Origin of the sequence: Aurantimonas sp. NFXS3 (assembly GCF_049132005.1) — a bacterium.
Classification (GTDB): domain Bacteria; phylum Pseudomonadota; class Alphaproteobacteria; order Rhizobiales; family Rhizobiaceae; genus Aurantimonas; species Aurantimonas coralicida.
Window position 1 is genome coordinate 150,767 of record NZ_JAGDDZ010000002.1, and the last position, 25,626, is coordinate 176,392.

The following is a 25,626-nucleotide window of genomic DNA, read 5'->3' on the forward strand; positions in this document are numbered from 1 at the left end:
CCGGCCCGCGGCGCCGACGTGAATCTATCGGGATATGAGTGCCATGCAGGATGCAACCGCGGTCTCGCGCGACGCCGAACCCGCTCTGTCGAATGACGGGCCGGATGGCGGCGACGCCCATGCCCTCTCGGCCCTGCAGCGGGCCGTCGAGACCGGCCTGATCGGCCACCAGCCCCTTGTCGAACGCCTGATGATCGGGCTCCTGACCGGCGGCCATCTGCTCATCGAGGGCGCCCCGGGCCTTGCCAAGACCCGCGCCGTCAAGCGGCTGGCCGACGGGCTGGAATCCTCCTTCTCGCGCATCCAGTGCACGCCCGACCTGATGCCGGCCGACCTGACCGGCACCCAGGTCTTCCGCCCCGAAAAGGGCGTCTTCGAATTCGTCCAGGGCCCGGTGTTCCACTCCCTCGTTCTCGTCGACGAGATCAACCGCGCCCCGCCCAAGGTGCAGTCGGCCCTGCTCGAGGCGATGGCCGAGGGGCAGGTGACCGCCGGCGGCACGACCTATGCGCTGCCCGATCCCTTCATGGTGGTGGCCACCCAGAACTCGATCGAGCACGAGGGCACCTTCCCGCTGCCCGAGGCCCAGCTCGACCGCTTCCTGATGCATGTCCTCGTCGACATGCCCGACGCCCGCTCCGAGCTCGCCATCCTCGACCTCGTCGAGCGCGAGGCGAGCGGCAGCGAGGCGGCCATGCCGCATCCGGTGACCAGCGCGGCGATCGTCGCCGCCCGGCAGGCCGCCGCGAAGGTGCATCTGGCGCCCGCCCTGAAGGACTACATTGTGCGCCTCGTCATGGCGACGCGCGAGGACCGGCCGGCCCCCGACATCCGCAAGGCGATCGAGCATCCGGTGTCGCCGCGCGGTACGCTGGCGCTGGCAGCCTCGGCCAAGGCCCGTGCCTATCTGCGCGGCCGCGACTACGCCGTGCCGGAGGATGTGAGCGAACTCGCGCCGGACATTCTCGCCCACCGCATCGTGCCGACCTGGCGGGCCGCGGCAGACGGCGTCACGGCGCGCAGCCTCGTCGCCCGGCTCGTCGACCTCGTCCAGCCCCTCTGATGAGCCGCATCGTCCCGCCGGCGGACCAGGCTGGCATCGCCGTCGATGCCGACGCGCTGTTCCGGCTGCGCCATTACGTCCGCCACATCCCCGAGCAGCGGCTGGCCCCGACCGGCCGGCCCGGCGGCTTTGCCGGCAAGCGCCGCGGCAACGGGCTGGAGATCGTCGACGTGCGGCCCTTCTCGGAGGGCGACGACAGCCGCCATCTCGACGCCGCGACAACGGCCCGCACCGGCCGGCCGCATGTGCGCACCTTCCGCGACGAACGCGAGAAGACAGCGCTGCTGGTCGCTGATTTCCGCCCGGCCATGCTCTGGGGCACCCGCCGGCGACTGCGCTCGGTCGCGGCCGCCGACGCCCTGATGCTGGCCGGATGGCGTGTCGTGCAGGCGGGCGGCCGTGTGGGACTGCTGGCCCTCGGCCTCGGTGAGCCGGCTTATGTCGCGCCCCAGGCCCGCGAGAAGGGCATGGCGGCGATCGCCGGCGGTCTCGCCCGCGCCCATGCCATCGCGCTCGAACGGGCGGCCGCCGGCCATCTCGACGACGCGCCGCTCGACCGGCTGCTGGAACCCGCCGGCCGGCTTGTGCCGCGGGGCGGCACGCTGTTCCTCGCCACCGGCCTCGACGTGCCGGGCACGGATTTCGACGGTCTGGCGCTGGCCCTGCGCCGCCGGGCGCGGATCGTCACGATCCTGGTGCGCGACGCTTTCGAGGAGGTCCCGCCGCGCGGTGCCTATCCGTTCCTGTCCGGCGATGCGCCGGCCGGGCTGACAGGCCTGCGCTGGGCCTTCGTGTCGGGCGCGGACACGGCCGCGAGGTCCGATCCGCGCCGCGAGCGGCTGGAACGGCTCGGCGCGGAGGTGCGCATCGTGGCGGCCGATGCCGAATACGACAGGATGGCCGAGGCTCTGGAGCGCGACGATGTCGACCGATCCTGATCTCGTCGCCCGGCTGCGCCCGGTGCGGCTGCCGGCCGATTTTGCCGCCTTCGACGGGTCCGAAGTGCTGGCCGCCGCGGCGCTCGGCATCCTCGCCGGGCTTCTGCTCCTGGCGCTGCTGCATCTCGTCACCCGCCGGCGCGACACTGCGCTGACCATGGCCCGGCGCGAGATCGCCGCCGCGCGCCTTTTGCCGGCCGAGGATCGCCTGTTCCGGCAGGCGGCGCTGATCGACCGGCTGCGCCGCGACGCCGCGCCGGCAAGGCCTGGCACCAGGCCCGATTCCGGCGCAATCCTGCGCGAAGACATCGGTGCCTCCCTCTACCGGCCGGGCACCACGCCCGATCTCGACGCCATCGACGCGGCGATCCTGACGATGGCCCGCGGCCGCCGGCGTCTGCGGGCGAGGGCATGACCATGTGGAGCTTCGCCACCCCCTACGCGCTGCTTCTCTTGCCGCTGCCCTTCGCCGCGCTGCTGCTCCTGCCGCCGCGCCAGGCCGCGACCGGCGCGCTGGTCGTGCCCGGCTCCATCGCGGCGCGCTTGGCCACCGGGGCGGCGGACGGCATGCGCGCCCGCGTCCGCCAGCTCCTGCCGGCGCTCACCTGGATCGCGCTGGTCGTGGCGCTGGCCGGCCCGCAGCAGCTCGAAGCGGTCGAGGCCCTGCCGGCCAGCGGCCGCGACCTCGTCCTCGCCATCGACCTGTCCGGCAGCATGGAGCAGGAGGATTTCGTCCTCGACGGCAAGACCGTCTCCCGGCTCGACGCGGTGAAGGCGGTGGCTCGTGATTTCGTGCGCGCCCGAGCCGGCGACCGTGTCGGGCTGGTGATCTTCGCGGAGACCGCCTATTTCGCCGCACCGCTGACCTTCGACGTCGAGGCGGTGGGCCACCTCATCGACCAGGCGACGATCGGCATTTCCGGCCGGTCCACCGCGATCAGCGACGGGCTGGGCCTCGCCCTGAAACGGCTCGCCCGCTCCGATGCACGCTCGCGCGTCGTCGTCCTTCTGTCCGACGGCGTCAACAATGCCGGCGCCGTCCAGCCGCGCGATGCCGGATCGCTGGCCGAGCGGCTCGGCATCCGCGTACACACCATCGCCCTCGGCCCTGCCGATCTGGAGACCGACCCCAAATCCCGCGACGCCGTCGATACCGCGACCCTGCGGGCCATTGCCGAAACCAGCGGCGGCGAGACCTTCCGGGTCCGCACCACCGACGATCTGCGGCAGGTGGCGCGCGCCATCGACGCGCTGGAGACCAGCGCCTTCGAGCGGCCTGCGGCCGAAATCTACAGTTCCTACTGGATCTGGCCGGCCGGTTTCGGCTTCCTCTGCGCCCTCGGCCTCGTCATCGGATGGAGGCGCGGCGCATGAGCCTGCCGGGCGATCTTCTGTTGCTGCGGCCCTGGTGGCTGGCGGTCCTGGTGCTGACCCTCGTGGCCGGCGTCGTCTTCGCCCGCCGATCGCGGGGTCTCGCCGGCTGGGAGCGCGCCGTCGACCCCGCCCTGATGGCGGCGCTGTCGCGGCTGGGCCGGCTGGTGCCAGGCAGTGCCCGCCACGCCTTTTTGGCCATCGCCGTCGCCGGCCTGGTGGCGCTGGCCCTCGTCGGCCCTGCCCAGCGCGATAGCGGCGCGCCCACCTTCCGCAATCTCGACGGCATCGTCGTGGCGATGGACCTGTCGCGCTCCATCGCGGAAGGCGGCAGCCTCGACGACGCCGAGGCCGCCGCGCAGCTTGTCCTGCAGCGGGTCGGCACCCGCCCCGTCAGCCTCATCGTCTATGCCGGCGAAGCCTATGTGGCGACGGCCTTCACCACCGATCCGGCGGCGCTCGGCTCCATCGTCGCCGTCCTCGACGGCGAGACGGTGCCCGACCCCGGCAGCCGCAGCGACCGGGCGCTGGCGCTGGCCCGCCGCACGCTGGCGGAAGCGCAGATCCTGCGCGCCGACGTCGTGCTGGTCACCGACGGGGAGGGGCTCGGCCCCGCCGCCTTCGACGAGGTGGCGGCCTTGCGCGCCGACGGCGCTTTCGTCTCGGCGATCCATGTCGCGCCGAGCCAGCGCCCCGGTGACATGCCGCCCCCCGATCCGGCGGGGCTGGAGCGTCTGGCCGCCGCCGGTGAGGGCTTCTTTGCCGACGCCACCACGCCGCTCGCCGTCGCGGACGGGATCGGCCGGCGCCGTTCCGATGCTCTGGCGGAAGGCGACTACGCGGTGCTGCACTACACCGATTATGGCCGTTATCTCCTCGTGCTGGCGCTGTTTCCGGCGCTCGCCCTGTTCCGCAGGAGCGTGTGATGCGGCGCTGGGTTCTGCCATTCCTCGCGCTGGTCGTGGCCGCATGCGCTACGCTCGCCGCCGGTCCCGCCGCCTTCGGCCGGCTGGCGCTCTCCACCGGTCTGCCGGGATTGGCCGCCAGCCTGACCACCGAGCCGGCGGTGCGCGGGGTCGCACTCTACCGTGCGGGCCGATACGCCGAAGCCGACCTGGCGTTTCGCGAGGCCGGCTCCGAGGCCACCTACAATCGCGGCGTCGGGCTTGCCGCGCTCGGCCGCTACGCGGAAGCCGTCGCCTATTTCGACGCCGTGCTGTTCGCCGATCCGTCCGATGCCGACGCCCGCTTCAACCGCGCCCTCGTCGCGGCCCGCATCGACCCGTTGGTCGGTGAATCCAACGACATCGACGGCATCGCCGCCAATATCGAGGCCGAGGACGCCGCCGCCCAGCCGACCAAGCGCGACGTGCCCAAGGCGCTCACACTGGCCGAGCAGCGCTCCGTCGTGCGGCCGCGCACCGGCCAGGGGGTCGTCGCCAGCGAGGACTGGCTGACGACGCTGCCCGACGATCCCGGCGCCTTCCTGAAGCTGCGGCTGCGCGCCGAGCATCAGCGCCGGCAGGATCTTGGCATCGCCAACCCGCCGGAGGACACCGCATGGTAGGACGGCTCCTGCTCACGCTGTCACTGCTCCTCTTTGCCGCGGCTGGCCCCGCCGGAGCGGCGCCGCAGGTGTCGGCGCGCGACGCGCGGCTGGCCGTGGTGGTCGATGCGATGCCGGCGGACCCCTATGAGGACGAGATGGTGCTGGTCACCATTCGCGGCCTCTACGACGTGACCATCGCGCTGGAGACGCTGGTCCAGCCGGATCTGCGCAATTTCTCCTGGATGCAGCTTGGCCGCGACAGCTGGACGACACAGCGCATCGACGGCCGCCAGCTGACCGTCTTCGAGCGGCGGCTGGCAATCTTCCCCGAACGCGGCGGCGACCTGACCGTCGGGGCCTTTACCCACCGGCTGACGCTGGTCGCCAACAATGGCGAGCGCTTCGTCCACAATGTCGTCTCCGAGCACGTCACCATCACCGCCATCCCGCGCCCGGCCACAGAGGGCGGCTGGTGGCTTCCGGCCCGCTCGCTGAGCTACAGCGACGAATGGGACATGGACCCGGCCATGCTGGCCAATGGCGAGACCGCGACGCGCACCGTGACGATCGTTGCCGAAGGGGTGCCGCCCGGCTCGCTGCCACCGCCGCCCCGGATGATCGCGCCCTGGCTGATCTCCTTCATCGCGCCCGAACGGCGCAGCGTCGAACTGACCGAGAACGGGCCGGTGTCCACCGTCGTCTGGCAATGGCGCATGCGGCCGGTCTCCTCGCAGCCAGGCCGGCTGGAGGCCTTCCACATTCCCTGGTTCGATACCACGACGCGGGAAATGCGCGACGCGGTGCTGAAATCCCAACGCATCGCCTTCGCCGCGATCGCCGAGGAGCCCGAGGCCAGCGGCTGGTCAGGCCTCATCGCCCGCAGTGCACCGCTTCTGGCAGGGCTCGGAAGCTGCTTGCTCGTCTTGCTCCTGGCACTGCCGGGCCGGCGCCTGGTCGCGCCCGCCGAGATCGGCCGCCGCCTGCGCCGGTTCCTGCCGGACCGCAACGCCGTGGCGCTTCGCCGGGCCGCCGCCCGCAACGATCCCCGGGCCACCCGCGCCGCCGCCGCCGGCCTGTCGGGAGCGCGCGGCGAACTGCCCGCCGACGCCCGGACGGCCTTCGCCCGCCTCGACCGTCACCTCTACGGCCCGCAGCCATCTCCGGCGGTCGACCTCAAGGGTTTCGCACGCCAGATTTTTCTCGCGCAAAGGCTGCGCCGCCAGCGGGGATGACCCCGCTGGAAGTCAACTCATAAGTGGCCTGGCGCTCCCTGCCTGTATAGCGCCTGAGTGGCAGTGCCGAGTTGCGCGCCCGTGGCCTACTTACTTACCCGCGAGCCGGAACAAGGCGCTGCGGGCCCGCGACAGAAATCGCCGGGGCATCGGAGAAGCCGCGCTTCTCCCCGGCGCCAACACAGAATACTCGTAGAGTTGTCGCGATAGGCGCTGCGCTTCTTCGTAGACGCGGTCCGATAGCTGCGACGTGCGGCTTCCTGCCTCGGCCGCCAGAAGCCGCGCCTCGAGCCGGGCAAGCCGGGTATCAGTCCCGATCTGGTCGAGCCTCCTGAAAATCGCGTCCGGCAGGCTGATCGTGCTGGGCGTGCCGAACCGCGCCACCGGCCGGACCGTGATCTGATCGCTGATCGGCGGCATGTCGGGGACCTCGGCGCCCGGCAGCGAGAATGCCGGTTGGGTCGAATCATGGAAACGCTTCGCCGACGTCAGATACGGCTCCACGTCCTGTCCGCGATAATGCTTCTGCACGGCCATGCGGTGATGCGTCGTGGCTACGCCCTTTTCGGCGATGCAATAGGTCGATCCGTAGCCCGGAACGCGCACATAGGCCGCTTCCGCCACCGGCCCGTTCGGCGTGTCGATATAGGGATGGTAGTGGAAGAGATCGACGCTCTGCCCGAGCTTCGGGTCGTCGAAGGGCATGTCGCAGCGCGACGCATAGACCTTGGCGTCGGCGAACTCGTTCACCAGGCAATAATCCATGATCCAGTCGGGCGTGATCTTCACATAGGCCGACGGGAAACCGTTCGACCAGGCGAAGATGAACATCCGGCCGCCCGGGCGCAGCATCTTCGTCATGTTGCGGACCATCGACAGGGGATCGAAGACGTTGTCGAGCGAGCCGCCATCGATGATGAAGTCGAACCGGCCGATCAGCTCTTCCGGCACCTCGCCGCAGACGTCGAAGATGTAGTCGGCGCCTTCATACGGGCTGATGTCCGCGACGAAGTACGTGTCATTGCCCATGGCCCGGAACAGCGAGGCGTCGAGGATCGGATGCTCGCCCTCGCCATGATGCGTGTTCAACGTGTCGGGTTCGAAATCGGTGCGGACGGGCGTCACGCCGTGCCGCGCCATCATCGCGAGAATCTCGTCCGGGCTCGGTGAGATATGTTGTCGCCCGACCGCCAGCACTTCGCCGGTGATCGGCTTGTGCGCGTGTTCGTGGATCAGCAGCTCGACCTCGATATGCCCCATACCCATGGACGTTCCACCTTATTGTTTTGAGATGTCGGTCCGGTCGCCGCACATGGAGCGGCCCGCAACTGGGGCGGGAGCACTGCACCGCCCGGTTGAGATAGACATGTAAGGGACACTTACGTCAATGACGGCTTCAGCCGGGAGCGTGATCACCCCGACCACCATATTCGGTAGGCCCGAGGTCCCCGGTGTTTTGCCATAAGAGTCAGGAGCTTGCGCCACAGGAGACTTTTCGCCGGGACGGTTCAGGCGCGAAGTTTTCGCGCGCCGTTCGGGACGCCGGCACGGGCGCCGGCATCGCCCGGCAGGTCCGGTCCCGCCAACCGCTCGAGCCTGGCGGCCTGAAGCGCCGAGAGCGTTCCGAGCAAGGCGCCGAGGGCGAGGACGGCGAGGATCGCCTGGCGCAGGCCGGCGGGGCCGGTAAAGACATGGTCGCTGAACCATCCGACCGTCAGCGGCCCGAGCCCCAGCGAGACCATCGTGACGATGAGGACGAAGAGGCCCGTGGCCCGGCCACGCAAGCCCGGTGGCGTCATCCGCTGGATCGCCACGAGCCCCGCCGGCGTCGTGAAACCGAGGCAGAAGGTGATCGCCGCAAGGGCGCAGAGCGCGACAACGAGGTCGGCCGAGAGGCAGAAGACCGCGCCGGCGAACAGCGCCGCGGGCAGGGCGACGATTGCGGCCCAGGCCGACGGGGCACGCACCCCCCGCCGTGTCAGCGCATCGATCGCCCAGCCCCCGAAGACGTTTCCCGCCGGGCCGAAGCCGACCACGATCGGGCCGAACAGGAGACCGCTGGCGGCCGGGGTCAGGTCGAAGCCCCTGACCAGCAATGTTGGGCCCCATGCCGCCGTGACCTGGACCAGCAGGATCGCCGCCGCCGAGGCCCCGAGATAGGCCAGATACGTTCCCCAGCGGCCGGCGGCGGCGGCGAACATGCCCGGCGGGCGGGGCGCGTTGCCCTGGCTGCGCGGTGTTTCGTCCATGGCCGAAAGCCAAGCGAAGGCGACGAGGTTGAGGATCAGCGAGAGGAGCAGCAGGGTGCGCCAGGGCGCAAGGCTCGCCAGGGGACTGCCCGGCCCCCACAGGCCGATCCAGCCGAGCGCCACGCCACCGCCGAGGAGCGCCAGTCCCCGGCCGAACGTCGCGGCGGAGGTGAAGACGGCGATCGGCTTGCCGATCCCGCGGCCGGCGAAGCTGTCGGCGAGGAGGCTGGTCGCGGCCGGCACGAGCGCCGCCTGGCCGAGGCCCACCAGCATGCGCGCCAGCACCAGTTGCGGATAGGATTGCGCCAGCGCGCAGGCGACCGTTCCCACGGTCCAGGCGAGGATGCCCGCCTGGATGATGCGGCGCCGGTCGAACCGGTCGACCAGATAGCCGAGCGGGACGATCGCGGCGGCATAGAGCAGGACATAGGCCGTGCCGTGCAGGAACCCGAGCTGGGTGTCGCTTAGTCCGAGCTCTGTCTTGATCGGACTGAGGACGAGGCTGAGGAGATGCCGGTCGAGCGAGGAGACCAGATGCACCATGGCCAGGGCGAGCGCCAGGTTCCACGCCGCGTTCGGCCCCGCCCGCATGACAGGCTTCATGAAGTTGAGGCTTGCGCCCGCATGTTGAGCGAACTGACCCAGGGCGCGAAGCCGTCGCGTCCCGGCACCGCCATCACCGCAGCCGGCGAGGCGGGGCCACCCTGGCGTCGCCGGAATTGTCCGGGCGGCATGGCGAAGACCTCGCGAAAGGTCCGGCTGGCATGGCTTTCGCTGGCAAAACCGCAGGCGAAGGCGAGTTCGGCGATGCTGCGCATGTCGCGCCGTTGGCTGAGCAGCGCGCGAAAGCGATGCACCCGGCGCCGCCGGATGTAGCTCGCGACACCGCCATGGGGCTTGAACATCTCGTAGAGCCGCGAGCGGGAAATGCCGGCCTTCGCGGCGATCACGGCCGGGTCGAGATCGTGCCGCGACAGCCCCTCCTCGATCAGCTCCTGGGCGAGCTTCAGCTTGCCCCGCGCCTCGGCGCTGGCGGTGCCGTCGTCCTGGCGTAGCGTGATCATCAGGAGCTCGGAGAAGATGCCGACCATGCCGTTGACGGCGTCGGCCGACAGCGTGCGGGCATTGCGGGTCAGCGACGCCATGAAGTCCGCCAGGAGCGCACCGCGCTCGGCGCCCAGGACGCGGCCGTGCAGATCCTGGCCACCCAGATAGGCGCGCTCGACGACGTATCGCGCCACCGAGAAGGTCAGGACATGGGCGTTCCCGCAGCGATTGCCGTAGGGCCGCCCGGTATCGAGGATGATGATCTCGCCGGGCCTGACGGTCGCAGCCCCGTCGGCGGTCTCGACGACCAGCACGCCGGAGAGGTTGAGCTGCATGACAAAATGTTCGAAACCGTCCTGCCGGATCCGCTGCGCCGACCGTTCATGGGCGACGTCGTTCAGCCAGCGCTCGAAAATGACCAGCTCGCCCAGCGGTCGCGCCTCGAACTGCGCGGCAAAGCCGGCGCCGAGACGGGTCACTTCGGTGCCGCCGGCATAGAGATCGCGATAGGCTTCGAAACGGTCTTTCAGGGCGAAGGTGTCGCTGGAAAAACGCAGGACGGGAACGTCGGGTCGTGCGCGCCCATCCTCACTCGTCGACACCGGTCACTCCCCGCCACATGCAACGTCCCCAATCGTGTCTAAGGGGAAAATCCGTTCAATCGCAATGGCTCAGAGGCGAAATGCCGAAGGGGTGACCGGCCTGCACCGATCGGGACGTGGAGGGGCGCCGGGGACCGCCCGCCGGAACGCTCAGCGCGCGGCCGCGGACCGGCGACGCGTAACGCGCCGAATGACCAGCGCCGCGGCGCCGGCGAGGATCAGGACGACGAATTGCCAGACGGCCACCATGGCGACGACGATGGCGTTCTGGCCATCCGGCGCCGCGAAATGCAGGGCATGGGCGTCGAGTGCGGCGCCACCGGCCGTGCAGATCAGGAGAAGGGCGAGAAGAACGCTGCGAAACCGGCCGGATGTTGCGAAGACCAGCCCGGCAAGGCCGGCGACCGGCGCGATGCAGGCAGGCAGCATCAGCGCGCTGAAGCCGATGTCGGACGCCATGGTCAGGGCGCCGGCGACAAGGAACTCGCCGGTCAGATAGAGGCTGTAGAGCGCCAGCGTCGTCAGCGCCAACGGCCGGGCGAGGGCCCGGCGCGCTGGTGAATTGTTCGGACCCATCAACTGGGCCGGACCGGGGGGCGCAAGGCGAAGGGCGGCACCGGCAAGCCTAGTTGGGGTAGGTATAATAATAGAGGGCGCACATGTCGGCGTCGCTGCCCGGAATGTCCTGGGTGTCGAAGACGGCAACCGCGACGTCGCTGTCGCTGCCCCAGCTTGCGACATAGGTCACCGGTCCCGAGCCGCAGAGCCGGTTCCCGTTGAGCAGCACCGGATCCATGGGCGCCGCGACGGAATAGACCGAGGCGTTGACGGTTTCGCCGTCCACCACGAAGCTGTCGCCCACCAGTTCATCGAAATCGAGACGGGTCCCGTCGGCGAAGACCATGCTGAAATCGTCCATCTCGACATCGCCGGTGATCGCCATCGCCGTGGTGCTGGTGGCGAGTAGAGTCTCGGCCAGGACGATCGACGTGGCGCCGACGAGGAGCGCGAAGCCGACGGAGCCGGCAATCAGAACGGGGCGGTTCATGCGGATTTCCTCGAGGTAGGGGGATGATTGGCGGCTCGAATGGCCCCGCGCCGGATGTCGCGGTTCAGTTGCAGCTCGACAGGATGCCGTCGACGCTGACGCCGCCTTCGTGACAGAAGATGCCGCCCCAATGGAAACCGGTGCCGCGCGCCGTGGCGACCCGGAACCATTTGTAGCCGTCGAACCAGATCCCGGTGTCTTCCAGGATTTCGATCTCGTCGCCGTCTCGCAGCGAGGCGATCCTGCGGAAATCCATCCCGGGCCCTTCGCGCAGGATGCCGCCATAGGAAAAGCCGAGCATCATGCCGGAGGGCAGGGATGCCGACCCGCCGCCGACGCCGGCTTCACGCTCCATCTCCACCATGGTCTGCAGGTCGCCGACGCATTCGTTCGGAATACCGGACCAGAAATCCGGCTCGCTGCTGCAGTCGGTCATGCTCAGGACACCGTCCCGGTCGCCGCAGGTCAGCCGGGCCTGCTGCTCGCACCACGGATCGAGCGCCTGTGCGGCAGCGGGACCGCTCGCATGGAAGGTCGATGCCAGCATGACGGCCGCGCAGAGTGTGACGAATTTCATCGGCTGGATACCTGTCGGAACGTGGACGTCCGGCGCCACCGGTCGGCGCGTTGCGCGCGTCAATTGACGTAGACGTAGAGGTAGCCGGGATAGACCTCGACGCAGATGCGCGGCGTTCCCCGGACGATGGCCCGCAGAACGCTGGGGTCGGTCTGGCCATTGTCGAGCATGGCCGGAATCTGGGCGCGGGCACTGCTCGAGCCGAACGTGCTGTCACCCTGATCGCCGCGGTCGCGATAGCCGAATTTGTGGAAATTGGCCCGATCCTGACGCAGGATCGAGGCCGCATCCGTCAACTGGAAGCCATCGGAGGCCGACTTGTCGTTCTCGGTGATCGTCGTGCAGAATTCGTCGACGATGCCTTGCGCGGCCGCGGGCGACGCCAGCGCCAGGCCGGCGACCACGAGAATACCGCGGATGGTTGAGGTCATGGTCGTCGCCTCGTTCGGGTGGGGGCTGGACATGAATGCCGCGCCGAGCGGCACGGAACAGTCGAAGCCGGTGTCCGGTATCAGGCAAGTCTAGGCGGGGCGCCGCACCTGCGGAATGCCTGTCCATCCCGCTCTTTGGCCTGTGCGTCCATCCTCGGAGCGCATCGCCTCAGTTGCGCGGCACGACGATCTGGTTGCCGTAGATCGCATCCGCCCGCATCTCATCCGAAGGCGGGTCGAAACACTGGCCGATCAGCACGAACCATCCGGACGGAAAGCTGGGCTGGTCAAAGGTGATGATGGCCTGGCCGAAAGCCGCCGACCGGGTCCCGTCGGGGCCGGTCAGCGTTGCGGCGCAGTCGGAATCGCCGCTGGGACCGATCCAGTAGCCGTGGAATGTGCCGCGATCGTCGATCGCCGCAGACAGCCCCGGAACATACAGGCGCACCCGCTGCCGCGAGCGGCCGACGGGATAGCTGAGCACCGAGACGCCGTTGACATCGTCGTCCCAGGTGACCTCGCCGCCACCGGGCAGGACCCAGGCTTCGTCGGCGAGTGCCGGCGCCCCGCAAAGGGCCGCGCCGATGAGCGCGGCGAACACTCTCTTCTGCATGGGAACGCTCCGTTCGAGAGGGGACCTGCTGTCGCTGCACTGGACCGGAACCCGCCATGGCGGCGAACCGGTGCCGGATCGTCAGTTGATCGAGGGCAGGGCGGGATCGGCGAGGCAGGCGTTCAGCGGGCGCGGCTGCAGCCGGTCGATCCGCACCACGTTGGCGCTGCGGTGATCGACGACCCCGTCGAAACAGGCGCACCCATAGCCGTAGGAGCCATTGGTCTCGACCCATTGGTCGGCGGCGAATTCCGGCCAGGAGATGTCGTGGAACCGGTTGCCGAGATCGCGGCCCTGTTCGGAGAGGGTCCAGGTGCCGTCGGCATCCGTCAGCCAGAAATTTGCCGGTGTCGGATTGGCCAGCCAGCCGCAGCGACGCTCGGCCATCTCGCGCACCCCGTTGGCGGCCATGCGGACCGGGGTGTCCGCCGAAACAGGCGCGGCCACCGTCAGCGGGGTCTGGCCGGCCGGCGCGGAGACGGAGGATCCGGCAAGCATGACGGTGCAGAGGGCAAGGCGGAGGGCCCCGCGACGAAATTCGGACACGCGTTGTCACTCCCGGTTTCCGGTGCGCCGGCAGGATTGCCGCGACCGGAGAATCTGTGCGCGGCGGGCGACGGTTCGTTCACCGCATTCCCGTCTCGCGCTGCGCCGCCATCATCGGCAGTGGCGGCGGTCGCGGCAATGCCTCCGCGTCCCGCATCCATGCCCCAGAATTTCAGGGCCTCGAGCCGCCGCACCGTGGAGCGGCCTGCGCGACAGAGGCCGCCGGTGCTGGCCGGCAACACTGCCGGCGGCGGCGTCCTGTCACTCTTGCGCTGCGACGCCGGCATCCCCATTCCAAGGGGATCAGCGCCAGACATTCGAGGATATGACGATGGAGCCCACTCGCTCTGCAGGCCGGGTCGATTCCTGCGACACCGGGACCTGGCCGCTCCATCGCACGCGGCTCCTCGACTGGCTGGTGCGCGAGACCCAGGACGAGCGGTTCATCGACGACATCTTCCAGCAGCTCTGCGACCGCCTGCGGGCGGGCGGGCTGCCGGTGGCCCGCGCCACGGTGCATTTCCGCATCCACCATCCGCAATGGCTGGGCGCGCGCATCCTGTGGCGCCACAATACGCCCGACGCCGATATCCAGACCTATCAGCACGGCGCGCTGGAAACGGCGGAATATCTCGAAAGCCCGATCGCCGCGGTGCATGGCGGCGCCAGCGAAGTGCGCCTGCGCCTCGCCCGGGAGCCGGCGGCCGCCGACGAATACTCGCTGTTCGGCGAGCTTCGCGCCGAGGGCATGACCGACTATGTCGCCTGGCCGCTGGAGCACACGTTCGGCCGGCGCCATGTGGTGTCCTTTGCCAGCGATGCGCCGGAGGGCTTTTCCGACGCCGAGCTCGCCTTCCTCGCCGACCTCCTGCCGGCTTTCGCCTTGGTCAGCGAGATCCGGCTGAAGAACCGGCTCGCGCGCACCCTCCTGGAGACCTATGTCGGCCCCCATGCCAGCGACCAGATCCTCGCCGGCGCCATCACCCGGGGCAGCGGCACCACGGTCGCAGGCGCGATCATGGTCTGCGACCTTCGCGACTTCACCCGGATCTCCGAGCTGTGGCCGCGCGACGACGTGATCGAGCTCCTGAACGGCTATTTCGACGCGATCTGCGAGCCGGTCGAGCGCCATGGCGGCGAGATCCTGAAATTCATCGGCGACGGCCTGCTGGCGATCTTCCCCCTCGACCGGCCGACCGCCTGCGACGACCTTTTGAAGGCCCTGGCCGAAGCGCAGCAGGCGATGGATGTCCTCAATGCCGGCCATGTCGCGGCCGGCCGGGAGCCGTTGCGCTATGGCGTCGGCATCCATGTCGGCGACGTGATGTACGGCAATATCGGCTCGCGCAACCGTCTGGACTTCACCGTCATCGGCCCGGCGGTCAACGCCGCCGCGCGCCTGGAAAACCTGACCAAGACGGTGCAGCGGCCGGTGCTCCTGTCGCGGGCCTTCGCCGAGCGGGCGAGCTGCAGTTCGGCCCTCGAAAGCCTCGGCAGCTTCCCGCTGCGCGGCGTCGGCGAGGACATGGAGGTCTTCGCCTTCTCCGGCGCCGGATGCGATTCGGCTGTCATCACCGAAACGGCCGTCGCAGCGGCGTCGTAGCGCTGCCGCACGTCGCCCGCCGCCCGGCGCGTTCAGCCGCCGGCTGGCGCCACCGCGCGGCGGTAGAGGTGCCAGCTGGCGTGGCCCAGCACCGGCAGCACGACGGGCAGGCCGATCAGCAGCGGCAGCGAGGCCGCGAAGACCAGCCCCGCCACCATCAGGCCCCACAGAAGCACCGTCCCGGGATTGTGCAGCATCACCCGCACGGAGGTCGCCATCGCTTCGGCGACGCCGCCATGGCGGTCGAGCAGCAGCGGAAACGAGACGACGGTGATGGCCAGCGTCACGAGCGCGAAGCCGAGGCCGACCAGATTGCCGACGCCGATCAGCGTCCAGCCGCGCGTGGTGGTGGGCAGCTCGCCGAGAAACGCGCCGTAGGACGTCGTCACGAACAGGCTGCCATAGAGCCAGATATAGATCGCCTGGGCCGCATAGAGCCAGGCCGCGAAGATCAGCAGCAGCAGGCTCGCCAGACCGAGGATCGACGGCAGCGCCGGCGAACGCAGCACCTCGAAGGCGTCCGACCAGCTTGCGTCGAGCCCGCGCTCGCGCCGCCGGCTGATCTCGTAAAGCGGGATCGCCGCCACCGGGCCGATGAGGGCAAAGCCTGCGACCAGCGGGAAGATCAGCGGCAGGACGTCCTGATCCGCCGCCCAGACGCCGATCGCCAGGCCCATCAGCGGATAGACCAGGCACAGGAAGGCGTAATGGGTCGGCCGCGCCGTGAAATCGGCGATGCCGGCCTTCAGGCAGGCGACGAGATCGGCCGCGCCGATCCGCCGGATGTCCGGGCCGATTGTCTCTGCGGAATGCGGGATGCTTGGTGCGGTCGTCATCGTCCAGCTCCTTTCAGAAGTGGTCGAATGAAGCGAAACGGCCGGGCCTGAGCGCCTGCCGGCCCGTCGCCGCCGCTCGTGCCGCAAGGGTACACCCGAAGGCGAAAACGGTCCATCGCGATCCGGATTGTGAGGCAATCGCGCATCACGTTTTCGTTCACGTCACACGCCCGTTTGCGGTGGATGCGACCGGTGCGCAGCCGGCACAAGTCAATCCCCAGATTTACGGACTTGCCGATCCCGCCATATCCGATAGCTCCGAAAACGTGCTGACGGAGGCTGCAGGGATTCGCGCGAATTCTGCGGTGATGCCAGCAACGGGCCGCATCGTGGCTGGATCAGCCAGGAGTTCACACGATATTTGTGATCGAAAGGCGAGGTTATACTGCGACATGGGCACGGATGACTTCCGCAGCAGGATATTCGCGCTTGGCCAGCGGTTCCATGCCCGCTTTCCGGGGCAGATGACCGAGATCGAGACGACCCTGGCGACCGCGACCGCCGACCCCGCGGCCGTGGTCTCCCTGCGCATGGCGCTGCACGCCATGGCCGGTAATGCGCCGACCCTCGGCTTTCCGCAGATCGGCGCGGAGGCCCGGCGGCTCGAAGCCGTGATCGCCCCGGCCGCCGAAACGAACCGCAGCCTGACGGACGATGAGATGCGACAGGTCGAGGACGGCCTCGAAACCCTTCGCGCGCTTCGGGACGAACAGAACGAGACCTATTCATGATGCTTGCCCGCAAGACGGTCGCAGTCGCGATCTCGGTCATGGCCTGTGCGGCCGCCTCCGGAACCGCGATGGCCCAGACCGCACCGGGGGGGCAGACGGACCAGAGCGGGCAGGCCGTGCAGGGCGCACCGGCGACGACGCCGACCGGGACCGCGGCCTCCACGAACGACCCGGCGACGCGCGCAGCGGGCGTGCGGCGCGTCATCGGCCTCGGCGAACTCGGTTTCGACGAGGGTTTGCAGTTTTCCGGGCTGAACGGCGAGCGCGAACTGTTCTTCCCGGTCGTGGCGGAGGCCGCGAAGGACATGGTCCTGCGCCTGTCGCTGCGCTCGCAGAGTGCGTTTGCCAGCCGGCGCAGCATGCAGGTGCTGGTCGGCGACCGGATAGTCTTCGCGCGCGGGCTCGGCAACGAGGACGAGAGCTTCACCGTCGAGAAGGCCATCGATCCGGCCAGCGTCGAGAACGGCTTCGTCAAGGTGACCCTGCGCTATAGCGGGGCGATCACCGAGGATCGCTGCGTCGACCAGCGCGTCGCCGGCGACTTTCTGTCGGTCTTGCCGGATTCGGCTTTGGAAGTGGCGCTCGATCCGGCAGCGCTCGACACAATCGACCGCGTCCTGGCGATGATGCCGGACGACGTCGTCATCCGCATGCCCGAACGCGACCTGCGCGAAGCCGAGATGGCGGCGCTGATCCGCATCAACGCGGCGCTCGTCGCCCGCAACGCCCGTGTCACCTTCGACCGCGCGGCCGATCCGGCGGCGGCGGACGGCTCCGGGGACGCGCTGTGGACGACCGGCACGATCGCGCTGGGCTTCGAACCGCCGGCCGACGCCGGCCCCGCGCTCGCCGGCGCGGGCGGCCTGTCCGTGCTGTCTCTCGGCAGCGCGCCCGGCCTGCTGGTCAGCGGCGACCGTCCCCAGGCCGCCGCCGAGCTGCTGTCGTCGCGCTGGCAGGCCCTGGCGCTCGGATCGTCCCTGTCGGTCGCGGCGGCAAACGATGGCGAGGACGCGGCTTCGGCGACCAGCTTTGCCGATCTCGGCATCCCGCTCACCAGCGCCAGCCTGGTCGATCAGGTCGTCTTCGACGCCGCCTTCCTCGGCTCGCAACTGCCGGCCGGCACGCGCCCGTCCCGGCTCGATCTCGATCTGGCGGTGGCGACCGACACCCGCGGCTCGAACGTCACCATCGCCGCCTTCCTCAACAACTACCTCTTGGCCAGCACCACCTCGCCGGGCGGCAATCCGGTGACCCTGTCGGCATCGATCCCCGCCGGGCTCGCCGGCCGCGAGAACGCGCTGCGGGTTCTGGCCCAGCGCCAGCCCGATACCGGCGATTGCGCCAACCCGCCGCAGGGCTTTCCCGTGCAGCTTCTGCCGACGAGCAGCATCGAGACGACCGCGCTCGGCCGGCCAGCGGCGGAGTTCTTCGAGGCGACCTCGGCCTTCGGTTCCGGCGTCACGGTCTTCATGCCCGAGGCCGCCGCCGGCTCGCTGAAGGGAGCCGCCGCCGCCTCGCTGGTCGCCGGCATGATCTCGGCAGAGACGCCCTTCGATCTGCGCTACGGCCCGGTCGGTGACGCGCCGCAGGCGCCGTTCATCCTCGTGGCGGACACGCTGCCGGAAGGGATCGACAGCCCCGTCCGCTTCGACGAGGGGCGCGTCCGCCTGACCGATGCCGGGGGCGATCCGCTGCTCGATATCGGCGGTCTCGACGACTACACCATCGTGCAGATCGTGCGGGCCGGCGATGTCACGGGGCTCTGGATCCGGCCCGACGCCGATGCGGCGTCCGGCGACGCGGCCGCGCCGATCGTGCCGGTCGCCCTCGACCGGGGTGACGTCGCCCTCGTCGACGAAGCCGGCCTGGCCTTCGCCTTCTCGACCACGCGCGACCAGCTGGTGCAGGTCACCTATCCCGATCGCCTGTCGCTGACGGATCTGGCGCGGCAATACTGGCCGTGGATCATCGGCGCGCTCTGGATCGTCGGCACGCTTGTCTTCGTCACCCTCCTGTCGCGCATCTACCGGCGTCGCCGGGCCGGCTGACAGCGATGGCGTTGAGCGCAACCGACGTCGCGATCGGCAACCGTCTCGTCCAGAAGCGGCTCATCACGCTGGCCCAGCTGGACGAGACGCGCACCCGCGCCGAAGCCTGGAATGTCAGCCTGATCGACGTTCTGTTGACGCGCACCTGGGCCCGGCCGCTCGAACTCTACCGGACCGTCGCCGAGCATTTCGATCTGCCCTTCGTGAACCTGATCGACGAGCCGCCGGACGACGCGCTGCTCGATCCGGCCGACCATGACGACTGCGCCCGCAACCTCGTCCTGCCGTGGCGCCGCGTGAACGGCCGGCTGCAGATCGCGACGGCCCGGCCGGGTCCGGAGGTCATTCTCTTCCTGCGCCGCAAGTTCGGCCCGGCCTTCGACCTCGTCGTCACGTCGAAATTCGACATCGTCTGGTCGCTGCAACGGGTGTTCCGCGAGGACCTGTCTCACCGGGCGGTCTACGAGCTCGCCGAGATCGACCCGGAAATGTCGGCCCAGCGGGTCATTACGACTAACCAGATCGTCGGCGCCTATGGCCTGTTCACGCTGCTGGCCGTCGGCTTCTATCTCGCGCCGCTCGGCACGCTGATCGCCATCAACTGCCTGGTGACGCTGTTCTATCTCGGCAATTTTGCCTTCAAGGCCGGCCTCGTCTGGTATGGCGGCTTCGGCCAGTCCCGCCGCCGCCGCACCATCGAGGTCGACGCGCGGCTGCTGCGCGAGGCGGACCTGCCAGTCTACACGATCCTGGTGCCGATGTTCCGGGAGCCCGAAGTGCTGCCGATCCTCGCCCACGCCCTGCGCAATCTCGACTATCCGCTGGCCAAGCTCGACATCAAGATCGTCCTGGAGGAGACCGACGACGAGACGATCGATGCGGCCAAGGCCCTCGGGCTGGAAGGCATCTTCGAGATCGTCCGGGTGCCGGCCTCGATGCCGCAGACCAAGCCGAAGGCCTGCAATTACGCGCTGAAATTCGCCCGCGGCGATCTCCTCGTGATCTTCGACGCCGAGGACAAGCCGGAGCCCGACCAGCTGCGCAAGGTCGTCGCCGCCTTCCGCCGGAGCGAGCCGAACACCGCCTGCATCCAGTGCCGCCTGAACTACTACAATGCGCAGGAAAACTGGCTGACGCGCATGTTCACGCTGGACTACGCGCTGTGGTTCGACCTGATGCTGCCGGGCCTCGAACGTCTCGGTGTGCCGATCCCGCTCGGCGGCACCTCGAACCATTTCAAGATCGACGTCCTGCGCGAACTGCACGCCTGGGACCCGTTCAACGTCACCGAGGACGCCGATCTCGGCATCCGCATGACCCAGAAGGGCTACCGGGTCCGGGTGATCGATTCCACCACCTTCGAGGAAGCCAACTGCAACACCGGCAACTGGATCCGGCAGCGCTCGCGCTGGATCAAGGGCTACATGCAGACCTTCCTTGTCCACACCCGGCGGCCGCTGCATCTGATCCGCACCATCGGCCCGCTCGGCGTCGCCGGCTTCGTCTTCTTCATCGGCGGCACCATGCTGTCGGGGCTGCTCAACCCGATCTTCTGGCTGATCTTCGCCGGCTGGCTCCTGACCGAGACCACCGGCTTCGACGCGCTGTTTCCGCAGACGATCCTGTATTTCGCCCTGCTGAACCTCCTCGCCGGCAATGGCCTGTTCATCTACCTGACGATGATCGCGCCCTTCCGCCGCGGCTGGCTCGAACTCGCCCCCTACGGCATCACCGTCGTCTGGTACTGGGTGCTGACCTCGATCGCCGCCTACAAGGGATTGTGGCAGCTCATCGTCAATCCGTTCTACTGGGAGAAGACCCAGCACGGCATTTCCAAGTTCACCGCCAACGAGCTGGAACAGGCCAAGAGCGCCGACGGGGAGAAGCCCAAAGCGGCGACGGCGGTGGCGGCATGATCGCCGCCCTGCGCCTCCTTGCCATCTGGGCCGTCTTCTTCCTGGTCTGCCTCGCCGCGCTGCTCTGGACCGCCGCCCATGGCTATGTCTCGTCCGGCGTTCTGGCCTCCTCGGGGCAGGCGATCCTCGCCGCCGAGGGGCGCGACAGCTTCGGCGCGGTCGCCACGGCCTATCCGCCGCTGCCCTATCTCCTGTCGCTGGGCACCGCGCTGGTCGGCGATGCGTCGCAACTGCCGGCGCTGACGGCTGCCGCGCTGGCCGGCGGCCTGTTCGCGGTCGTCGTCGCGTCGAGCCTCGGCAGCGCCGGCATCGGGCGGGTTACCACCGCCATCATCACCCTGCTTCTGGTCGCCAACCCGCTGTTCCTGCGGGCACTGGCGGACGGGCCAGGCCTGGTGCTGCTGATCACCTCCGTCTTCATGTTCGCCGCCGGCTTCATCGGCCTGCGGGCGGACGGGACCGCCTCGAACGTGATGACGCTGGCCTTCGCCCTGGCGCTGATGGCCTTCTCGCATCCCTATGGCATCGCGCTCGCGCTGGCCGCCCTGCCGCTCCTGGCGCTGGCCTCCGCACCGCATCTCATCGAGCGCACGCCGGGCAGCCTCTACCTCTCGCTGCTCTTCCCGCTCGGCTTCGCCTTCCTCGCCTTCGCCTATGTCGGGCAGGTCTTCGCCGACGCGCCCTGGGCGTTTCTCGGCACGCTGGCCGCGCCTTTTGACGCCTATGCGCTGCCGCAGACACCGGGCGCGGCGGCCCTGCGCATGATCGGCGGGCTGGTGCTGTGCGCTCCGGTCCTGATCTTCGCCACCGTGCGGGCCGGCCGCAATCCGGCGCTGTTCGTGCCGATGATCGCGCTTTTGAGCCTGCCGATCCTCGGTTTCGCCCTGTCGGGCCTCCTGGGTGCCCGCTTCGATCCGACGGTGGCGCTGGCGCCGGTGCTCGGCCTTGCCGCCGCCTTCACCATCTTTGCCTCGGGCAACAGCCGGCGCATGATGCGCACCAGCCTGTTTCTCGCCGCCGGCCTCGTCGGCAGCGTTTTCTGGCTCGCCGACAATCCGACCGCCGACACCGCCGCGTGGCGCGATGCGGCACTCGGACGGTCCGAGGCCGCGCCGACCCCGCTCGGGCAGCTCGCCGGCTTCCTCGCCTCCCGGTCGGAGATCCTCGTCGACACCAATGCCTATCCCGAACTGGTGGCGCTGCGCGGCACCGGTGCCGGCCTTGTCGTGCCGGGCTCGACGCGCTTCGAACTCGATCTCCTGGCGGCCCGGCTGCAGACGCGTTTCGTCGCGGTCCGCGACCCGGCGGCCGACATCGTGGTGCGCGATCGCATCAACCAGGCGTTTCCGCGACTCTTCCGCAACGGTGCCCGCGATTATGGGCTCGTTTACCATTTCGAGGGATGGCGGGTGTATGAAAGACTGGTCCGCGATGCACGCCGGCCGGAACCGGAGCCGCAGCCTGCCGGATGAGACAGGGGCGGCCGCGGCGGCCCGCACCGCGCCCGCGCTGTAGCGGGGACGGGACGGGCCGGGCGCGTTCAAGGGGGAAGTGATGCGCATACTGGTGGTCGACGATTCCGAGGATGCCCGGGACATCATGGCCGTCACCCTGTCCTCCGGCGGCTACGAGGATCTGACCTTCGCCACCTCCGGGCAGGAGGGGCTGGATCGGCTAGTGCAGGGCGGCAGCGGGCCGGATGGCGCCTTCGACCTCGTGCTGCTCGACGTGATGATGCCGGGCATGGACGGCATCGAGGTCTGCGCGCGCATTCGCGCCGACGCCCGGCACCAGGATCTGCCGATCCTGATGGTCAGCTCCCTCAGCGATTCCGAATCCCTCTCCCAGGCCTTCATCGCCGGCGCCAACGATTACGTCACCAAGCCGATCCATCGGCTCGAGCTCCTGGCGCGGGTGCGCAGCATCGCCCGCCTTCGCGGCGAGCGCGATCTGCGCCAGGCCCGCGAGGCCGAGCTTCTGGAAACCGGGCGCAAGCCAGAAGCCGGCAGTCGCGCCGGCAACATGACCCTCGTCGATCCGCTGACCGGTCTTCTCGGCTGGGAAACCTTCGAGGCGCTGGCCCAGCGGGCCCCCGCCGCCGACGCGCCCCGCTTCGGGGCGCTGGCCTGGCAGATCGACGATCTGGACCGGCTGCGCGTTCGCGATGGCGACCAGGCGGCGCGCGATCTGATCAAGAGCACCGCACGCGTCCTGCAGGCGCTGCCGGCCCGCATCGGCGATCATCTGGCACATTACGACGACGGCATCTTCGTCGCCTTTGCAAGGAACTGCACCGAAGCCGAACTGGCGGAGCTCGCCGCGCGCGCGCGCTCCGGCGTCGCCGGCACCGGCACGACCTTGAGCGTCGGCACGGTCATCTCCGACGGGCGCGAGCGGACCCCGCGCGACGTGGTCGCGGACGCGATCGCCGCGGCCGAGCGCGCCGCCGAGGATGGCGGCGACCGCGTCGTCACCCGCACCGCGCTGCTCGTCCCATGATCGGCGCGGTCGCCCTGCGGGCGCTGCTCGCCGCCGCGGTTGTTGGAGCCGGTACGGCCGCGGCGCATGCCGGCGCCTGGACCCAGGCGAAGGGCCACGGTCAAATCATCGTCTCGGGCACCTATACGGATTCGCCCAAGGGCTTCGACGACGATGGCAACGCCGTCGATATTCCCGACTATCGCAAGTTCGAGCTGAACACGCTGATCGAATACGGCATCACCGACGCGGTGACGGCAATCCTGCAGCCGCAGATCCAGTCGGTCGATATCGGCCAGCCCACGGACGCCGCGCGCTTCGGGCTCGGCTATTCCGAGCTGGGCGGCCGCGTCCGGCTGTGGTCCGACGACGTCTCGGTGCTGTCGGGACAGGTCGTCGCCCGCATTCCGGGCACCTATGATGACGACGATCCGGCCTCCATCGGCAACACCGATCCCGAACTCGACATGCGGATGCTCTACGGCCGCTCCTTCGGCATCGGAAGCTGGTCGTCCTTCCTCGACGTCCAGCTCGGCTATCGCGCCCGCTTCGGCGACCCGCCGAGCGAGTTCAAGGCCGACGTGACCTTCGGCACCCGCCCCGCCGACGATCTCCTGCTTCTGGTCCAGTCGTTCAATTCGATTGGCGACGGCAGCGAGAAATCGTTCTTCGTCAGCGGCAGCGAACACAAGCTGCAGCTCAGCGGCGTCTGGGACGTCAATGAAAGCTGGTCGCTGCAGCTCGGCGGCGTCGCCACCATCGCCGGCGAGAACGCCCTGCGCGAACGCGGCCTCGTTGCCGCGGTCTGGCACCGGTTCTGAGCCGTCCGGCGGCTCAGCAGCCGCCGCGCCACTGGCAGAACAGCACGCCTTCGGCCAGTTTCCCCTGCACCGTGAAATCGGTGTCGGTCCGCCCGCCGGCGTCGGGATCGGTGAACCACCGCCAGACCCAGGCGCCTTCGACGACGGCCGGGTCGAACTGGCAGTGCCATTCGGCGATCACTGCCGCCTGCAGGACGTCGTCGGGCGCCGCGTCGCGTTCCTCGGCGCTCTCCCAGGGCTTGGCCGCAGCGCCCACGGCCGACCGCAACCCGTACTCCGCCACCCAGACCTTCCGCCCGCTCTTCCGTGACACGGCCGCGATGCGGTCCAGCTGATCGGCCATCGCTGCCGCCCAGTCCTGACGTGCGTCGTCGGCGCCGAGCGGCGGATAGAGGCTGACGCCGATCCGGTCGAGCTGCGCCCAGAAGGGCACCGTCTCGGCCTCGTCGGCATTGTGGGCGACATAGACGAGCGTGCCGGGGAAGATCGCCCTGATCTCCGCAATCAGCCCCGGCCATTCCGGCCGGCCTGTGGATTGCACCAGCTCGGTGCCGACGGCGAGGGAGGTGGCGCCCGCATCCGCCGCCACCTGCGCAATGTCGATCAGCGCCGTGCGGTAATGGCCGAACCAGGTGGCCCACGCCGCATCGTCGGGCATGGCGATGGCGCCGGCCCATGTCTCAGGCACCCACACATGCGGCTTGACGAAGGCGTCGAGCCCCGCCGCCTGGGCCGCCGCGATCGCCACGCGCAGCTCGTCGAGGCTCATGTCGGACCCGAGCCCGATTTGCGGATCGCCCGGCCCCGGCTGCCAGAGGAACGGCACGATCGCCACGTTGTCGGCGCCGAGCTTTGCCAGCCGGGCGAGGCTCTCGCGGCTGGCCGGCGATCCGAAGGGCGCATTCTCGGTGCGGATCAGATTGACGCCGTTGGTCTGCAAGCGCGGCTCCCCGGAACAGGCCGGCGCTGAAACAGCGGCCCCTGTCGTCATCGTCAGCGCGATCCCTGCCGCGAGCAGGCGGCATCCCCAGGCGCCGGCCGGAGCCAGCCAGCCTGTCGCGCACCGCGCCGGGCGCCTGCCGATACCCTCCGCGCAGCGGCGTCCCGCATCTGTCGTCGCTCGCAAGCCCAAACCGGCACCACTCCCTCGATCGCAGCCCGCCGATGTGCGGCGACCGCGTCCCGATCATTATGCCCGCCGAACCCTCCGCCGGACCAGCGCCGATACCGCTGATCGCGCGATCGTGTGGCGCGATGCCGGGACGCGGAGGCGTGCCGGTCTTCCCGCCCACTAGCCAAACGGAGGCGATTTATCAGACGCCTGGGTACGGCATGCCGCGCGCCGGGCTTGAGCCTATGCGACCGGGCGAGGACGCTTGGCCGGTATCAGGACGGAGGGGCGAAAGCATGCAGGACGAGCGGTGGCGCGACGACGAGCGCGACGTGGAACCCCGCCAGGCCACGCCGGCGGCCCTGTCGCTCTATCGCGCCTTTGAGCGCCCGGCCCAGATCGTCCTCGTGGTGTGCCAGATGCTCCTGGGGCTGGGCCTTGCCATCGCGCTGATCCTCAAGCTCTACATGCTGCTGTTCACCGACAGCGTCTGCGTCGTGGATGCCGCGAGCCTCGGCAACATGATCCGCTGCACGCCGGCGCTGGCGCTGCTGGGGCAGACGCTGATGCTGGTCGCCGCCTTCCGCGTCGCCGCCCTGTTGTTCTCGCGGCGTCTCGACGGGCTGTTCGAGGCGCTCGCGCTGGGCGTTGCGGGCGCCCTGATCCGCATCGTCTCGACCCTGCCGTCGGACGGGCCGGTCTGGCAGCAGACGCTGATGATCGCCGCTCTCGTCGCGGTCGGCGGCGCGCTGGTGCTCGGCCTGCGCCTCGGCGGCCTGTCGCAGCGTGACCCGGCGGACCGACAGTAAGCGCCAG

At 69.6% G+C, this 25,626-nt stretch carries 26 protein-coding genes; 15 read left to right on the forward strand and 11 right to left on the reverse strand.

What is annotated here, in order from left to right; all coding sequences use genetic code 11:
* The first annotated feature begins 43 nt into the window (after positions 1-43).
* From J3367_RS05905 to J3367_RS05935, 7 genes are read left to right on the forward strand one after another with little or no spacing between them, the layout of a single operon-like run.
* The gene (locus J3367_RS05905; protein WP_051141596.1) at positions 44-1,063 is read left to right on the forward strand and encodes an AAA family ATPase; all 1,020 of its coding nucleotides are present in this window, start codon (positions 44-46) and stop codon (positions 1,061-1,063) included.
* Positions 1,063-2,001, forward strand: a complete 939-nt coding sequence (locus J3367_RS05910) for a DUF58 domain-containing protein (RefSeq protein WP_024350923.1) — start codon at positions 1,063-1,065, stop codon at positions 1,999-2,001. The genes J3367_RS05905 and J3367_RS05910 overlap by 1 nt, the downstream gene beginning before the upstream one ends.
* Positions 1,985-2,416, forward strand: coding sequence for a hypothetical protein (locus J3367_RS05915; RefSeq protein ID WP_024350922.1), 432 nt, complete (start codon positions 1,985-1,987; stop codon positions 2,414-2,416). Before J3367_RS05910 ends, J3367_RS05915 begins: the two co-directional genes overlap by 17 nt.
* The gene (locus J3367_RS05920; protein WP_155898477.1) at positions 2,413-3,375 is read left to right on the forward strand and encodes a VWA domain-containing protein; all 963 of its coding nucleotides are present in this window, start codon (positions 2,413-2,415) and stop codon (positions 3,373-3,375) included. The genes J3367_RS05915 and J3367_RS05920 overlap by 4 nt, the downstream gene beginning before the upstream one ends.
* Positions 3,372-4,298, forward strand: a complete 927-nt coding sequence (locus tag J3367_RS05925; protein WP_024350920.1) for a vWA domain-containing protein — start codon at positions 3,372-3,374, stop codon at positions 4,296-4,298. The genes J3367_RS05920 and J3367_RS05925 overlap by 4 nt, the downstream gene beginning before the upstream one ends.
* A complete protein-coding gene (locus J3367_RS05930; RefSeq protein WP_024350919.1) occupies positions 4,298-4,939 on the forward strand; it encodes a tetratricopeptide repeat protein in 642 nt (213 codons plus the stop codon). The genes J3367_RS05925 and J3367_RS05930 overlap by 1 nt, the downstream gene beginning before the upstream one ends.
* Complete coding sequence (locus J3367_RS05935; protein WP_024350918.1) at positions 4,933-6,153, forward strand: BatD family protein; 1,221 nt, start codon at positions 4,933-4,935, stop codon at positions 6,151-6,153. The genes J3367_RS05930 and J3367_RS05935 overlap by 7 nt, the downstream gene beginning before the upstream one ends.
* 90 nt (positions 6,154-6,243) lie before the next feature.
* On the opposite strand, the gene J3367_RS05940 is transcribed toward J3367_RS05935, so the two are convergent.
* From J3367_RS05940 to J3367_RS05980, 9 genes are all read right to left on the reverse strand, one after another.
* Positions 6,244-7,419 (reverse strand): class I SAM-dependent methyltransferase, encoded by a 1,176-nt coding sequence (locus J3367_RS05940; protein WP_155898476.1) that lies wholly within the window; start codon positions 7,417-7,419, stop codon positions 6,244-6,246.
* A 242-nt stretch (positions 7,420-7,661) separates the two neighbouring features.
* Positions 7,662-9,005 (reverse strand): MFS transporter, encoded by a 1,344-nt coding sequence (locus J3367_RS05945; protein ID WP_081651919.1) that lies wholly within the window; start codon positions 9,003-9,005, stop codon positions 7,662-7,664.
* Positions 9,002-10,051 (reverse strand): helix-turn-helix domain-containing protein, encoded by a 1,050-nt coding sequence (locus J3367_RS05950; protein WP_024350915.1) that lies wholly within the window; start codon positions 10,049-10,051, stop codon positions 9,002-9,004. The genes J3367_RS05945 and J3367_RS05950 overlap by 4 nt, the downstream gene beginning before the upstream one ends.
* A gap of 150 nt (positions 10,052-10,201) precedes the next feature.
* Positions 10,202-10,627: a hypothetical protein gene (locus tag J3367_RS05955; protein ID WP_155898475.1), complete on the reverse strand. Its 426-nt coding sequence runs from the start codon at positions 10,625-10,627 to the stop codon at positions 10,202-10,204.
* Positions 10,628-10,676: 49 nt separating this feature from the next.
* Positions 10,677-11,099 (reverse strand): hypothetical protein, encoded by a 423-nt coding sequence (locus J3367_RS05960; RefSeq protein WP_024350913.1) that lies wholly within the window; start codon positions 11,097-11,099, stop codon positions 10,677-10,679.
* 64 nt (positions 11,100-11,163) lie between these two features.
* A complete protein-coding gene (locus J3367_RS05965; RefSeq protein ID WP_024350912.1) occupies positions 11,164-11,676 on the reverse strand; it encodes an SH3 domain-containing protein in 513 nt (170 codons plus the stop codon).
* A 59-nt stretch (positions 11,677-11,735) separates the two neighbouring features.
* On the reverse strand, positions 11,736-12,107 hold the full coding sequence (locus tag J3367_RS05970; RefSeq protein ID WP_024350911.1) for a hypothetical protein: 372 nt from the start codon (positions 12,105-12,107) through the stop codon (positions 11,736-11,738).
* 169 nt (positions 12,108-12,276) lie between these two features.
* Positions 12,277-12,708, reverse strand: coding sequence for a hypothetical protein (locus J3367_RS05975; RefSeq protein ID WP_155898474.1), 432 nt, complete (start codon positions 12,706-12,708; stop codon positions 12,277-12,279).
* A gap of 93 nt (positions 12,709-12,801) precedes the next feature.
* Positions 12,802-13,266 (reverse strand): DUF4087 domain-containing protein, encoded by a 465-nt coding sequence (locus J3367_RS05980; protein ID WP_051141595.1) that lies wholly within the window; start codon positions 13,264-13,266, stop codon positions 12,802-12,804.
* Positions 13,267-13,591: 325 nt separating this feature from the next.
* Here J3367_RS05980 and J3367_RS05985 point away from each other — a divergent pair, with 325 nt between their 5' ends.
* Entirely contained in the window at positions 13,592-14,869 is a 1,278-nt protein-coding gene (locus tag J3367_RS05985) for an adenylate/guanylate cyclase domain-containing protein (RefSeq protein WP_024350908.1), read from the forward strand.
* Between the two features lie 32 nt (positions 14,870-14,901).
* Here the strand turns inward: J3367_RS05985 and J3367_RS05990 are convergent, their stop codons facing one another.
* Positions 14,902-15,705: a DUF2189 domain-containing protein gene (locus tag J3367_RS05990; RefSeq protein ID WP_024350907.1), complete on the reverse strand. Its 804-nt coding sequence runs from the start codon at positions 15,703-15,705 to the stop codon at positions 14,902-14,904.
* On the opposite strand from J3367_RS05990, the gene J3367_RS05995 reads away from it, so the two are divergent.
* The 6 genes from J3367_RS05995 (at position 15,693) to J3367_RS06020 (ending at position 23,699) form a co-directional block, all read left to right on the forward strand.
* Positions 15,693-16,436 (forward strand): Hpt domain-containing protein, encoded by a 744-nt coding sequence (locus J3367_RS05995; RefSeq protein ID WP_155898473.1) that lies wholly within the window; start codon positions 15,693-15,695, stop codon positions 16,434-16,436. The two genes, J3367_RS05990 and J3367_RS05995, sit on opposite strands and share 13 nt — an antisense overlap.
* Positions 16,433-18,484 (forward strand): hypothetical protein, encoded by a 2,052-nt coding sequence (locus J3367_RS06000; RefSeq protein ID WP_024350905.1) that lies wholly within the window; start codon positions 16,433-16,435, stop codon positions 18,482-18,484. Before J3367_RS05995 ends, J3367_RS06000 begins: the two co-directional genes overlap by 4 nt.
* Positions 18,485-18,489: 5 nt before the next feature.
* Positions 18,490-20,400 (forward strand): glycosyltransferase family 2 protein, encoded by a 1,911-nt coding sequence (locus J3367_RS06005; RefSeq protein WP_024350904.1) that lies wholly within the window; start codon positions 18,490-18,492, stop codon positions 20,398-20,400.
* Positions 20,397-21,872, forward strand: a complete 1,476-nt coding sequence (locus tag J3367_RS06010; RefSeq protein ID WP_024350903.1) for a hypothetical protein — start codon at positions 20,397-20,399, stop codon at positions 21,870-21,872. The genes J3367_RS06005 and J3367_RS06010 overlap by 4 nt, the downstream gene beginning before the upstream one ends.
* Before the next feature lie 82 nt (positions 21,873-21,954).
* Positions 21,955-22,899, forward strand: a complete 945-nt coding sequence (locus J3367_RS06015) for a response regulator (RefSeq protein WP_024350902.1) — start codon at positions 21,955-21,957, stop codon at positions 22,897-22,899.
* Positions 22,896-23,699 (forward strand): hypothetical protein, encoded by an 804-nt coding sequence (locus tag J3367_RS06020; RefSeq protein WP_024350901.1) that lies wholly within the window; start codon positions 22,896-22,898, stop codon positions 23,697-23,699. Before J3367_RS06015 ends, J3367_RS06020 begins: the two co-directional genes overlap by 4 nt.
* Positions 23,700-23,712: 13 nt before the next feature.
* Here J3367_RS06020 and J3367_RS06025 read toward each other — a convergent pair whose 3' ends face one another.
* Positions 23,713-24,639, reverse strand: coding sequence for a glycoside hydrolase family 113 (locus J3367_RS06025; RefSeq protein ID WP_024350900.1), 927 nt, complete (start codon positions 24,637-24,639; stop codon positions 23,713-23,715).
* Between the two features lie 467 nt (positions 24,640-25,106).
* Between J3367_RS06025 and J3367_RS06030 the strand changes: the two genes are divergently transcribed.
* Positions 25,107-25,619 (forward strand): hypothetical protein, encoded by a 513-nt coding sequence (locus J3367_RS06030; RefSeq protein WP_421460448.1) that lies wholly within the window; start codon positions 25,107-25,109, stop codon positions 25,617-25,619.
* Positions 25,620-25,626 lie beyond the last annotated feature (7 nt).